Here is a 13,409-nt window from a genome sequence, read left to right as displayed (position 1 = left end):
AATCCCAACACACCCGTTACTAGGCTGGATTTACACTCGGTTTGATACGATAAAACAAAGCATACAATACCGGAACAATCACCAAGGTAAGCACAGTCGCAAAGCCTAAGCCAAACATAATGGTGACAGCCATTGAGCCAAAGAAGGCGTCAAATACGAGCGGGATCATACCCAAAATAGTGGTTAAGGCGGCCATACTTACCGGCCTTACTCGGCTAATGGCACTGTCTACTACTGCTTGATAAGGGTCTTTGCCTGAATGAGTTTCTAGGTTGATTTGATCCATCAATACAATGCCATTTTTAAGCACCATACCGCTCAAACTCAACACCCCCAACAAAGCAGTAAAGCTGAAGGCAGAATTAGTTGAGAGTAAGCCAACTGCTACCCCAATCACCGCTAGCGGTACCGTTAACCAAATAACAATAGGCTGACGAATTGAGTTGAACAAAAACACCGTAATGATGAACATGAACAAGTAACCCATTGGCAGTGAGCTAAACAAAGACTCTTGTGCGTCTTTAGACGACTCATACTCGCCGCCCCACTCTAAAGAGTAACCAACCGGTAAGTCTATAGCTTCTACTTTTGGTCTCACTCTCCCAAACAAGCTAGCTGCTGTTTCATCACCCAAAATATCGTGGTCAGCCAATACTGTTAGCGTTCGTTTACGATCTTGGCGCTGGATTAATGGTTCAACCCAATCTAGCGAAATATCGTCGACCACTTGCTGAATAGGCACATACGTTTGTAGTGCGGGGCTCCACAATTTAAGGTTTTGTACGGTAGAAAAATCAACCCGCTCATCAACTGGTAAGCGAACAACAATAGGCAGCATTTCGGTGCCGTCTCTAAACAAGCCAATCGCGCTGCCACCAAAGGCCATTTGCAGCGTATCGGCTAAATCTTGCTTGGAAATACCTAAACGGCGTGCTTGTGACTCGTTAAATTGAGGGAGCAAGTCTTTGGTACGCTCTCGCCAGTCATGGCGGATATTTCTGGCACCAGGATCGGCGCCTATAATATCTTCAACCTGAACAGCTAAATCACGTAATACCTGCGGATCGGGACCAATAATTCTAGCTTCAATTTTTGAGGCGGGTGAAGGCCCAATATCCATCAAGCGGAACTGGAAGCTCACTCTTTTAAACTTATTCCGTAAACTCACGTCTAAATCGCGCATTAGATCTAGCATCTGCTCGCGATCAGTTACCCTAACTTGCAACTGCGCAAAGGCTTCATAGCTTTTTTCAGGGCTGTAAGTAAGGCTAAAACGCTGCAAACCTTGGCCAGTCGTTGAGGTAACAAACTCCACTTGGTCTTTTTCTAATAGGTAGCCTTCAACTTGTTGTACTTCTTTATAGGTTTCACGAATGTCGGTGCCTTCAGGCATCCACATGTCTACGTAAAACATCGGGGTATTTGACGGCGGGAAGAACGAGTTCTTCACTAAACTAAAGCCGTAGAATGCCCCCGCTAACATGGCCAACATCAGCACAATTGTTAGCATTCTAAAGCGTAAACAGAATTTTAACAGGCGGCCAAACACCACAAACAACATCCCTTTATAAGGGTCTTCGTTGCTTTGCTCTTGCTCGCCTGTTTTTGACGAAAGCAGCAAGTTTGCCAAGAACGGCGTAAGGGTAATGGCAGTGACCCAGCTTAAAAATAGTGAGAAACACAGTACCCAGAAGAGTGAACCCATAAACTCACCAGTAGCGTCTGGCGATAAACCAATGGGGGCAAAAGCGATGATGGCGATAACCGTAGCACCCAATAATGGCCACTTAGTTTGCTCTACAATATCGACTGCTGCCTGCACTTTAGTACGGCCACGTTGCAAGCCAACCAATATGCCCTCGACCACCACAATGGCATTATCCACCAGCATCCCTAGGGCAATAATTAACGCGCCCAAAGAAATACGATGTAATTCCACATCGTAAATGCTCATCAAGATAAAAGTACCTAATACCGTGAGCAACAACACCGCGCCTATAATGACACCGCTGCGTAATCCCATGGTAAACAGCAGCACCACAATCACAATGCCAACCGCTTGCGCCAAACTTAATACAAAGCCACTTACCGACTGATCAACTTCTTTTGCTTGGTTATATAGGGTGTGAATTTGCACACCCGCTGGCTTAATGTTTTCTAGTTCAGCTAAGCGCACATCTAGGGCTTCGCCTACTTTTACTACGTTTACCCCTTTTGAAAAGGCAATCCCTAAGTTTAGGGCTGGTTGACCGTTGTAATTCAGCAAATTACTTGGCACTTCTTGTACGTCTCTAGAAACGGTAGCCACGTCTTTTAAACGGATTAAATTACCGGTATCACGACCATGAATAATCAGGTTTTCAAAGGTTTCGATTGAGTTAAGTTCTCCACTTGGACGTAGTTTTAGGGTTTGTGAATTTAAGGTAACTTCACCCGCACTAATCACCGCATTCTGCTGAGTCAATAAGCCCGCTATGGTGGTCATGTCGAGGTTAAGGGCTGAAACACGCTTTAGCGACATCTCTACATATAACTGCTCATTTTGGTCACCTGCTAAACTAATTTTGCCAATACCTTCAACCAGCTCTAACTCTCGAGTCAGGTAATCAACATAACGTTTTAGCTCAACATACGAGTAGTTGTCTCCGGTGATCATTAACATCACACCGTAAACGTCACCAAAATCATCCATCACTTGAACGGGATTAACCCCCGGTGGCAACGACGGCTCCAAGTCGTTCACTTTACGGCGCAATTCATCCCAGATTTGAGGCAATTCATCAGAACCGTAGTCCATCTTCATGCTCACCATAATCTGCGATAAGCCTGCAGAAGAGGTTGAGGTGATCTTGTCGATATAAGGAAGCTGCCTAATCGCTTTTTCTAAAGGATAGGTTAACTCCTCTTCCACTTCAGTAGACGTCGCACCCGGATAAGAGGTAATCACCATGGCATCTTTTACGGTAAACGGTGGATCTTCCAAGCGGCCTAGTTCGCCAAACGACACGACGCCACCGACAGCAAGAATGACCAAAAACATCCAGCTAATGACTTTATTTTTTATTGAATACTCAGCAATGGTCACGCTTATTGCTCCTGCAAATTACTGTTAACTGCTCGGCCATTTCTTAAGCGAGCGAGGCTAGATACTATGATTTGATCACCTTGAGCTAAGCCCTCGCTAACCAATACCCCTTCGGTATGAATTTGTGCCACTTGTACTTCCACTTTCTGAGCGAGACCTTCTATCACTTTCCATACATAAAACTGCTGGTCGCTGCTGCCAGGGTCTATCGCTGTCATCGGTAAAAGGTAACCACTTTTGCCCACTAAACCTGCAGCGTCTAAATCTACAAACATGGTTACTGCAGTACCCGGCAATATGGCGGGCGTAACTTGTTTCATTCTCATCCATACTTCAAACGCTTGTGTTTCTGGGTTTGGTTCAGAGGTATGCTCCAAAAACGTTAAGGTGTGTAATTCGTTAGTACCTGCAAACCTTGCCTTTGGTTGATAGGTATAGTTACGTTCAGTGGGGTCAATTTGCGCTAATAGGTTATCGGGCAGCTGCAAACGCACGTAGACTAAATCATCTTGGTAAATCGATATCGCAGTTTCCCCGGGGGCCACATTTTCAAACGATTGCTTAGGCACCTCGGCCACTAAACCACTAAAGGGCGCCCGTAACTGGGTGTAGTTAAGTTGTGACTGCGCCAGCTGGTAGTCAATGCCAGCCAGTTTAAAGTTAGCTTCTAGTTCGTCGTACTCTTCTTGAGACAGTAAGCTTTTACCCACCAAGCCTTGGGCTCGGTTTAACTGGCGTTCGGCCAAACTAAAAGTGGCTTTAGCATCATTGACTTGCTGTTTGATTTTGCGATCGTCTAACTGTGCTAACAATTGGCCTTTGCTAACCTTTTGCCCAGGTTTAATCGACATAGCGGTAAGCTCGCCGGCAACTCGAAACGACAAAGGCGTTAGTTCCGCAGGCTCTACACGTGCGTTAAACTCGCGCTCTGGCTGAGCGGCAGACTCACTAATGGTGATAGTAATAACGTTTAAGCTTGGAATAGTTTGCACTTCTTGAGGCTCGCTACAGGCAGCCAATAGCAAAACAGAACCACTTAACGCTAAGGCTTTAACAGTAGTATTCATCATTAAATTCCTCCCTCGCGCTGCCACGGTCTAATAATTTGCCCGGCAGTTAAGGACTTTGCCCCAGCCGCTACAATACTGTCTCCAGCGCTAAGTCCATCAATGACTAAGCCTTGTAAATTTAGTTCCACGGTAACAGCCTCTACACGCATATTGTCTGGCGATACACGCCACACCTGTGCCTGTTGTTCCTCTATATTGAAAAATGCACCTTTAGGTAAGGCTAAACCGTTATCTGATTCTGATTCATTACGCACATAAACCGCGCCCGACATACCCGGCAGTATGTTCAAGTGCTCGGGGCGAAGAATAGTTAGGGTGACCGAATAACTGTTGGTATCGGGATCTGGCTGAGTTGAAATCTCTTTAAAGCGTGCGGGAAGCTCTACACCTTTAAAGTTGCCTAAAGTGACCCACAATTTTGCTTCGCGTAATTGGGCTAAATCTAAACGCTCAGTAATGGTCACCGGGAGATTAAATACTAAATCTAATTGTTCGGTTCCCAATAGGCTCAGCACCGCTTGTTTAGCGCTTACATATTGATATTGCTTGGCGTAGGTCAGTGATACTACGCCTGAGAAAGGTGCGTGTAATTTGCTGTAGGCTAAATCTGTGACGGCTTGGTCTAGGTTAGCTTCGGCTTCAGTGTAAGCCGTTTGCACCTGATCGTAGTTATCTTCAGAGATAAGCTTTTTTTCGAACAACTGCTCAGAACGATTGCGTCTAGCTTTCTGTAATTCAAATTGGGCTTGGCGTGCATCTACCGCTAGCTGAAAATCATGCGGATCCAAGCTCGCCAACAAGTCGCCTTTTTCAACAAACTCGCCCATGCGAACATTAAGCTGGTCAATTTCGCCCGATACCTGGAAAGCAAGTTGGGCTCGGTTAGTGGCTTGCACTTGAGCGACAAAGTTGTAGTCAACTGAGTTAAATGTTTCTGGCACAACCAGCAACTTAACCGGTTTCACAAGCTCGGTAACAGGCTCCGAATAGGCCGGCTCGCAGGCTTGTAAAAACATCATCAAAATACTGACTAGACCAAGGCGTTGCCATACGACTCGGTGGCTTAAACACGTTCTCATTAATTACTCCGATTGAACAAACAGTCAACTATGCTTTCCAGGCGGAAAGTATATTGGGCAATTCTTGTTCTAGCAAGCTTTACTTTCCACCTGGAAAGTAAAAATCATGTTAGACTACGCCCTAGTTCAGTGCAGACTGATTAACTTGAATGAAGTAATTGTAGAAGATGATTGAAAAACGCACAGGTAGACAAACAGCAAAAGCGGCTGAAGAAACCCGCCAAGAAATTTTAGTTGCCGCCGCAGATCTATTCAGTGACAAGGGTTACGCTGCTGTTTCTTTGCGAGCAATTAGCGAACAAGCAGGTGTATCTCATACCCTTATTCGTCATCACTTTGGTTCAAAGTTACAAATTTGGCAGCATATATGTGATTGTATGCACCAGCATTTTCAAGACTACACTAATCAACTTGTTGCAGAACAAGCCAAGGATTTATCAAGTCGTCATAAGTTGTTTGATCTACTTATTCGTTTGTTAGCGAAGCTACAAGTAGATTCCAGACCCATTCGTTTGCTGCACGATGCAGTGAACAATGAGCAAGAGCTGTTTGAATATTTTTTAGAAGAAGAAGCCCAAGTTCGCGATATCATTGATAACTTGGTTAAAGAGTGCCATCAGCAAGGTTATTTAATCCATTTCAATATTGGCGAACTAAAATGGTTGCTGACTGTTTTTGCCACTTCCTCCGCAACGCTTGCACCAATACTCGCCAAGCCCTACCCCGGTAAAACCGATGAGTATTGCCAACTAAAAAGTTGGCAAATGTTCAGTCGCCTATTGGCGAGTCAGCTAGAGATTGCTGAGCATGACATTCCTCAACCCAAACACTTAAGCGAGCTGGTGATAAAAACCGCACCTTGCAGCTTTGTAGTAAACAAAGAAGAGCAAGAAAAAACCACATAAGTGTTTTTGCTAGGCTGCTACTTTTGCTCACTCAACTTTAACCAATCCAATTTGTGCACAATGTAAAAGCTGCCTACCACATACAAACCCACCATAGTCAGCTGAAAGATCCGACTATAAAACTTAGTGCTTGCTTCGCCTCCATCGGTACCGATGGTGCTAGCTAACACGATGATAAAAGCCGACAAGCCTGCCGCTACAATGGCGCCTTTAGGGTGTAAATAAATGGCTTGGGCAATAAGCATGAAAATAAGGATTATCAGCAAACTCAAAAACAATAAGTGCGGCACCGCTTCTAATAGATTAAACGCCAGCAAAGCAATCAGGCCGCCAACGATATTGGTAAATACAATACCAAAACTGGCTTTTGCTCCCTTGGTTAGCTCCGGATTCTGCGCCAAAATAGCTACAAAAATCACCACCAATAAATCAGACAATTTGTGAAAAGCGAAAAAGTACACCAGTAACGGCAAGAGCACCGCAGTGCTGACTATTGCTTTACGAATAGCAAATTGTTGGCTTAACTCTGTGACCGGTGGCGCTGGAGGCTTTTGGTGAAAATCATCATCAGACGGAATCAACCAATGCACCAAGGCCACAATGAGTAACGCTAATACAAACGCCACCATAAAGTCGAATACAAAGCCTGATGCAGCAGCTCTACTCACACTGGCAAGCATCGGCAACGCAATCAAGGCCACCAACAAGAACAGCACCACTAGCTCATTCATTCCAGTGTTGGCGCGATAAAACACAAAGAACAAACACCACGCTAAAATAATGAGTAGCAATAGAGGATAAGGCTGAGCAATGAGTACTACGCCTAAGCCCACAGCAAAACAACTAAGCACTGCCAAGGCTAAGGTTTTTACCATCTTTAAATTAAGCGGTGGTTTTCCTGGTAACAACAGCTGAACAACAAATAGTGCGGTCACATAAGACATGCCCCACTCGAGTGTTACAGCTAGCACAAACATCAAACTACTAACGAGGCTAAAACGCAGCATATGCCGCTTTAACGAAGCACTTGGGGCAAGCAAAGTGGCCTCACTAGTAGACATATGACAGCCAGCTTTTCACCCGCAGAGAGATTTTAGCTAAAACCTTCATAAGTGTGGTGCCTTCGGTGTGAATCGTCACATCAGCTTGTGCGCCAATTCGGCGTAAGCCATAGGCTGAATCATCACTAAACTTAATGATAACCGGGAAACGTTGCGGGTCACGCAACCAACCCGCAGTTTGCGGAATAGACGGTAACACTCCTAGGTTATTAGACTGACCAAAGTTAACTGCAAAGCCAATCGATACCACTTCTCCTTTAAAGATCTTGCCAGGAGCAACATCCAAGGCAATTTCAACAGGGTCACCATTTTTTACATTAGCGATATTGTTTTCACGCATGTAGGCCTCAACCCACACATCTTTGGTGGTCACAAAAGTCATAATCGGTTGACCTTTGTTGGCGTAATATCCGGCTTCTAGTTGCAGGTTTGTTACCCCGCCATCACTGGGTGCCAAAATCACCGTTTTACTTAAATCTAAGCGCGCTTTGCCTAGCTTAGCTAAGGCAGACTGCAATTTAGGGTTGTCGTCGCCACTTACCCCTAAGCTTTGTTTGGCTTGTTCTAGTTCAGCGGTCGCCTTCGCTACGGTTGCTTTGGCTTTTGCCACATCGTTTCTAGCGCGGTCAATATTTTGCTGAGGAACCACATTTTTATCTTCTACCGCAAACAAACGATTGGCATCGGTAAGAATCGATTGATAAGACGTATTGGCTTCTAATAAGCGGGCTTGCGCGGCAGAAACACCCGCAGTACCAGCACCTATTTCTTGCCCAGCTAGCTCCAGAGCAGCCTCTGCTTGTTGTACCGCAAGTACATATTCTTCTTCAGCCACTTTAGCCAAAGGTTGGCCTTTTTTAACTAACTGATTGTTGGTCACACTCACGTTCACCAACTTGCCCGATACCGAGGCAGCCACTGGCACCACAAAGCCAAATACTCGCGCATTGTCGGTGGTTGGCGTCACTCTGTCTCCCACCACATAAATAACAAAAACTAAAATACAAAGCAGCAAAACAGCTAACGAGCTTTTACGCAAAGGGTTAGCTGGAGGGTTTGTTTCTACTGGATTTTCTTCCGACATCTTGTTTCTCTTACATCTAACAGGAAAAAATTAGCTAGCCTAAGCTAGCCAATAATATGCAGTTACTCTGTTGGTTCTACTTCACTGTTTAACTCAAGCCAAGCCATCAACAAGCGATAACTTACCGCAAGAATAACAGCACCTAAGAACAAGCCTACAAAACCAGACATAATCATACCGCCTAGGGAGCCCAGTAAAATCACCAACATTGGCACGTCTACGCCACGGCCCAGCAATAATGGCTTCAGCACATTCTCACTAAAACCTGCCAATATGCTCCAAACAGCAAACAAGCTTGCCACCAAGGTAGATTCGTTATTAAACACATACACCACCAACGGCAATACCACGAGTACCGGAGGCAACTGTGCAATAGCTAATACTAAGACTAATACCGACCAAACAGCCGCGCCTGGTACACCTACCGCAAAGAAACCAATCGATAATAACGTCGCCTGAATAACCGCTACGCCTAATACGCCTTTAGCAACGCTTTGAATGGTATTGCTGGCCAAATTAGTAAGATAAGTGCCATTTTTACCGGCCAGTGCCTTGGCTAACAAGGTAGCGCCATGCACCGACTTTTCACCATTGGCCATGAATACACCCGCAATGATGACCGAGAAACAGAACATTAATAACCCGCCCATTAAGCCACCAGCAACCCCAATAACTTTACCTGCAATATCTCCGACCTCGCTGGCATAAGTGGTTAAGTAACGCTGTAAATCGCTGGCGGCTAAAGACCACTGAGCATGCAAGGTTTCGCCCACTAATGGCCAATTTTTGATGGCGTTTGAAGGAGGAGGGATTTCAAATGAACCTTGCTGAATCTGCTTACCGAGTGCTGCTACGCTATCTATCGCCGCAGTGGTTATTTTCACCCCAGGTATGAGGATAATCGCCAGGGCAATCAATACCATAATACTGGCAGCCACTCCGCCCTTGCCCACTAGGTTTTTCAGTTTGAGATAAAGCGGGTTTAAAGCCACTGCCAAAATCATTGCCCATACTACCGGGGTAACAAATGGTCGCACAATATCGAAACACCACGCGGCTAATACAAACAATAAACCAATCTTAATCGCGGCTTCTACTGCACCGCGTTCAAACCCTTTTTGATCCAACATATCCATGTTCTCTAAGTGAAGTTACGCATCCTAACTAAACCTACAACCCTGTGATTTAGCCTGCTTCAATGAGTATAGAGAATATGCCAAGCAATTGTTTAATTTATTAAAATAAACAATCGCCGGAACATAATGTAAAAACGAAAGTAAACACCCAGCACATCAATAGCCTGTACAGGGTAATTAAATATTGGGGGTTAAAACTGGATGTTCAGAGACTGGCCGTCGTAAGAAACCGTTTGTTGTTGAACAGAATGGGCTGATACAAACCTGATGACCAAGGTGCGCTTAGCTAACATGCCAGCAAAGCTGCCACGCCGCTCACCCACTTCTAAACTCGCAACTGAATCATGCCAAATGAAATCAATTTCTGAGTATTCTCCTTGCTCGTAACGATAGCTATCACCCTCGTCTTCATACAGCGTGAATTGCCCATCAGCTCCAGCATAGACTTCAATAGTGAGCGGATCGCACGGTAGCTCATCATGATATTGAACATCTGGCCCATGAGGAATAATCGCCCCTGCTTTTACCAGTAAAGGCATAATATCGATAGGTGTACCCATTGCTAAGGTTTGGCCACCTTGATAGCAGTGTTTGTTCCAGTAGTTGTACCAAGCTACGCCCGCAGGCAGCACCACATCTCTCTCGGCAGGATACAGTTCTGTAGATTGCTGGCTTAAACCACTGTGCGCCCAACTTAAACTGCACTTAGATGACCCTTGCCAATGTGCGTACTCCACCCGCAATGAATATTGTCTCCCTGCTTGAAGCTGGCTTTTGGCTTTGTGATTTACTTGCGCTTGCGACTGCCAACTATCAATAATTAATTGATCATCTAGATAAAAACGCACACCGTCATTGGCGTGAATCAACCAATCGTACTCACCGTCTACAGGCGCGGTTAACAAGCCTAACCAGCGCACACTATAACCACTCAAAGGCAAACCTGCTGGCGGCCCACCTGCCCAATTTCCATTTAGCGTTTCACTGTTTTTTTCGCTCACAAAATGCTTGAAAGCATCATCGCTAAAGTGCTGCTCTATCACTCCACTGTGCCCACTTGATGTGCTTAGTTGGTCTTTAGCAATCAGTTGTTGCTGCAAGTTTTGCTGATGAAACATTGCTTGAGTCACCGGGCACACCATTAAGCTATCGCCAAACATAAACTGGTCACTAATATCATGTAACTGATTTTGCTGCCTAAAATCAAACGCCAGCAAACGCATCATGGTGCCACCTTGCTGAGTCACCCGCCATGCTTGTGAATAGATGTAAGGCAATAAGCGATAACGTAATTTGTCAAACTTAAGCAGAGCATCAAAGGCCCAATCACCAGGCTCGCCAAACTGATAAATTTCTCTGGGGGTATTTGCACCATGCGAGCGGAATAGCGGGCAAAAAGCGCCATATTGGAACCAACGAACATACAATTCTTTGTAGGCATCGTCATCGACACCTTCGGGGAAATTAGCACCAAAACCACTGGTAAAAAATCCGCCAATGTCGGTAGTCCAATAGGGTAAACCGGCCGCACACAAATTAAGTCCCGCGGGTATTTGTTTCCGCAGTACCTGCCATGTAGCGCTGATATCACCCGACCAACAAGCCGCGGCATAACGCTGCTGGCCTAGGTAACTGGACCGGCTAAGCGTAAATACCCGCTTATCTTCGGCTCCTTGGCTAATTTGCTGGCGTTGCGCTTCATAAACACCACGGGTGGTCATTAAGGAGTACCCATTTAGCATTTTTTTCCAAGAGCCTAATGCTGTATCTCGCTGTTGATAACAAAATTCCACGCCATCTTTAGGCTGCTGAGTAGAGATAAATTCAGGCTCAGTGCCGTCCATCCACAGAGCGTCGACGCCGAGATCCATTAAGCCTTGTTTTACATGTTTCCAGTATATGTCTCGGCCTTGCTGGCTATACGCATCGTAAACATGGCCGTTGGCCCAGTGCTCTGTTTCAAATAAGTAGCCTTGCTCGAGCAGCTCATTAAATACTGGGCTGTCTTTGCCTACTATCGGCCAAATAGACACCATTAACTTGAAGTTCATGTCGTGCAATTGCGCAATAGTACTTAGACCATCACCAAAAGCAGCCTTATCAAACTGCATGGCACTCCAACCGAGTTCCCCCCAGTACTTCCAATCTTGAACAATGTTATCTATGGGAATTTTTTTATCACGGTAGGTTTGCGCGGTAGCTAATAAATCCTCTGCATTTACGTAGCGCTCTTTACTTTGCCAATAGCCATAAGCCCAACGACCAAATAACGGCGCGGCTCCGGTTAACTGTCGATAATGTTGAATAATGTGATCAAACTCAGGGCCATAAATCAAATAAAACTCAATGCATTCGCCAGCTTCACTGCTAAAGCTAAACGCCTCATCTTGGCTGGCAAACTCAGTAAAAGACAACTGATTCCACAATACCGCATAGCCTTTGCTAGACAGCAACATGGGCGCCGCAATACCTTTGTTAGATTGGCAAATTTCTCGGCCTTGGTTGTGGTAATTAAAAATACCGTCGGGATACTGTCCAAGGCCATAAAATGCTTGCTCACCAGCACTTAAAAATTGCTGCTGTATATGCTGCTCGCCATCGGCTTGAGGCTGAATGCTGGAATCAGCCAAGCTTAACAACTCTTCACCTTGGGTGGTGCTAAGCACCAGTACTTTCCCTACGCGTTCAAGCCTTAACACGGAACTAGCAATATGCTGTTCAGAACAGCTTTGTGGCGCAATACCGGTTTGCGGTAACACCACTAGTTCAGCCAAATTATGGCTAGTTTGTAATGCTGTTTTATCTAAAGATATTTGTACTTTAAGTACATTGTCATGAATAAACTCTAAAGCGATAACAGTAGAAGATTCCGCAGGGGAAAGCGCTTTAGCGCTAACAAAGTGAGCCGACATTAAGCAAACCTTAAAACAAAGAAGTTAGCCTAAGTGTAATCTATAAACTTACTTAAAAAGTGGTGTTAGCGACTAAAAGTGATGTCTAACCCAGCCCTAATTCGCCAAGTGTTTACAAAGCAAACAAGCCCTCTTAGATAACCCCCTACATTGTTTACTTTAACCACTCGCGAGCTTGTTCGGTAATGGCGACGACAGCAGGATTACTGACACGCCGTTCGGCAGATATGGCAAAAAACTGCTCACGTACCGCCTCAGTACAGCCAATAACCTCTACTTTGTATTGATTGACCACTTCATCGGCAATTGCGGTAGGTACGGTAAATACCCCGGTGCCTGCTTGCCCAAAGGCTTTCATCAACGCGCTGTCATCAAACTCACCAACAATTTGGGGGTGAATATTTTGTTTATCAAACCACTGCAATAAACGAACATGCATTAAGTTTATTTCACTTGGGATCAGCAATGGTGCGCCATCTAAACTTGCAGGGAAATCGGCAGTTAAGCGCTTGGCCAATTCAGGCACAGCCAAAAAACTAATACCACTTTCACCTAAAGGGTGATTAAAGCCGCGCACACCTAAACCCGGTGGCACAGGGCCGTCGGCCAATACCAAATCTAAGCGGTTCAAGGCTAATTCGGCGAGTAGGCTTTCTAAGGTATTTTCTTTGCACACCATACGTACCGCATCAGAAAGATTTAATGCCGGGGCAAGCAGGCGATAAGCGATAGTTTTAGGTACCACTTCAGCAATGCCTACTTTAAGTATTTGCGGGCGCTCGGTGGGCCCATTGCGCAAAGCATCTTCTAACTCATCGCCCAATGAGAAGATCTCATCGGCATAACTCAGCGCCAACCGGCCTGTCTCGGTGAGTTCTAAATTTCGCCCTACTTTTACAAACAAGTCATCACCAAAGTGCTGCTCTAGTAAACTAATTTGGCCGCTAATGGTTTGCGGAGTGATGTGCAGTAACTCACTGGCTCGAGCAATTCCACCTTGCTTGGCAGCTACCCAAAAGTAATGCAGATGTTTGTAGTTAATCATCAGTAAACACTTCGAATTTTACGAGCAATTAG

The 13,409-nt window shown here is 45.3% G+C and carries 9 protein-coding genes; 1 reads left to right on the top strand and 8 read right to left on the bottom strand.

Annotation, left to right across the window (positions count from 1 at the left end; translation table 11 throughout):
- Positions 1-19: 19 nt before the first annotated feature.
- The 3 genes from Q4592_RS09500 to Q4592_RS09490 are packed head-to-tail and all read right to left on the bottom strand — an operon-like array spanning position 20 to position 5,234.
- Positions 20-3,085 carry an efflux RND transporter permease subunit gene (locus Q4592_RS09500; RefSeq protein WP_303512230.1) on the bottom strand — a complete coding sequence of 1,022 codons (3,066 nt, stop codon included), beginning with the start codon at positions 3,083-3,085 and terminating at the stop codon, positions 20-22.
- A gap of 2 nt (positions 3,086-3,087) precedes the next feature.
- Positions 3,088-4,155, bottom strand: a complete 1,068-nt coding sequence (locus tag Q4592_RS09495; RefSeq protein ID WP_303512228.1) for an efflux RND transporter periplasmic adaptor subunit — start codon at positions 4,153-4,155, stop codon at positions 3,088-3,090.
- Positions 4,155-5,234, bottom strand: coding sequence for an efflux RND transporter periplasmic adaptor subunit (locus tag Q4592_RS09490; protein ID WP_303512225.1), 1,080 nt, complete (start codon positions 5,232-5,234; stop codon positions 4,155-4,157). The genes Q4592_RS09495 and Q4592_RS09490 overlap by 1 nt, the downstream gene beginning before the upstream one ends.
- Positions 5,235-5,401: 167 nt before the next feature.
- Between Q4592_RS09490 and Q4592_RS09485 the strand changes: the two genes are divergently transcribed.
- Entirely contained in the window at positions 5,402-6,139 is a 738-nt protein-coding gene (locus tag Q4592_RS09485; protein WP_303512222.1) for a TetR/AcrR family transcriptional regulator, read from the top strand.
- A gap of 17 nt (positions 6,140-6,156) precedes the next feature.
- Here the strand turns inward: Q4592_RS09485 and Q4592_RS09480 are convergent, their stop codons facing one another.
- From Q4592_RS09480 to nhaR, 5 genes are all read right to left on the bottom strand, one after another.
- Entirely contained in the window at positions 6,157-7,200 is a 1,044-nt protein-coding gene (locus tag Q4592_RS09480) for a DUF2955 domain-containing protein (RefSeq protein WP_303512220.1), read from the bottom strand.
- Positions 7,190-8,284: an HlyD family secretion protein gene (locus Q4592_RS09475; protein WP_303512216.1), complete on the bottom strand. Its 1,095-nt coding sequence runs from the start codon at positions 8,282-8,284 to the stop codon at positions 7,190-7,192. Before Q4592_RS09475 ends, Q4592_RS09480 begins: the two co-directional genes overlap by 11 nt.
- Positions 8,285-8,346: 62 nt before the next feature.
- Positions 8,347-9,414 (bottom strand): AI-2E family transporter, encoded by a 1,068-nt coding sequence (locus Q4592_RS09470; RefSeq protein ID WP_303512214.1) that lies wholly within the window; start codon positions 9,412-9,414, stop codon positions 8,347-8,349.
- Between the two features lie 197 nt (positions 9,415-9,611).
- Positions 9,612-12,332, bottom strand: a complete 2,721-nt coding sequence (locus Q4592_RS09465) for a TIM-barrel domain-containing protein (protein WP_303512211.1) — start codon at positions 12,330-12,332, stop codon at positions 9,612-9,614.
- A 154-nt stretch (positions 12,333-12,486) separates the two neighbouring features.
- A complete protein-coding gene (gene nhaR, locus Q4592_RS09460; protein WP_303512209.1) occupies positions 12,487-13,377 on the bottom strand; it encodes a transcriptional activator NhaR in 891 nt (296 codons plus the stop codon).
- Positions 13,378-13,409: the final 32 nt, after the last annotated feature.

It is taken from the genome of Agarivorans sp. 1_MG-2023 (assembly GCF_030548385.1).
Taxonomy (GTDB): Bacteria; Pseudomonadota; Gammaproteobacteria; order Enterobacterales; family Celerinatantimonadaceae; genus Agarivorans.
This window is presented reverse-complemented; position numbering and strand designations above follow the sequence as displayed.

Coding starts and splice junctions, on each gene's coding strand:
- Q4592_RS09495 (WP_303512228.1), bottom strand. CDS start 4,155: ATGATGAATACTACTGTTAAAGCCTTAGCGTTAAGTGGTTCTGTTTTG.
- Q4592_RS09490 (WP_303512225.1), bottom strand. CDS start 5,234: ATGAGAACGTGTTTAAGCCACCGAGTCGTATGGCAACGCCTTGGTCTA.
- Q4592_RS09485 (WP_303512222.1), top strand. CDS start 5,402: ATGATTGAAAAACGCACAGGTAGACAAACAGCAAAAGCGGCTGAAGAA.
- Q4592_RS09480 (WP_303512220.1), bottom strand. CDS start 7,200: ATGTCTACTAGTGAGGCCACTTTGCTTGCCCCAAGTGCTTCGTTAAAG.
- Q4592_RS09475 (WP_303512216.1), bottom strand. CDS start 8,284: ATGTCGGAAGAAAATCCAGTAGAAACAAACCCTCCAGCTAACCCTTTG.
- Q4592_RS09470 (WP_303512214.1), bottom strand. CDS start 9,414: ATGTTGGATCAAAAAGGGTTTGAACGCGGTGCAGTAGAAGCCGCGATT.
- Q4592_RS09465 (WP_303512211.1), bottom strand. CDS start 12,332: ATGTCGGCTCACTTTGTTAGCGCTAAAGCGCTTTCCCCTGCGGAATCT.
- nhaR (WP_303512209.1), bottom strand. CDS start 13,377: ATGATTAACTACAAACATCTGCATTACTTTTGGGTAGCTGCCAAGCAA.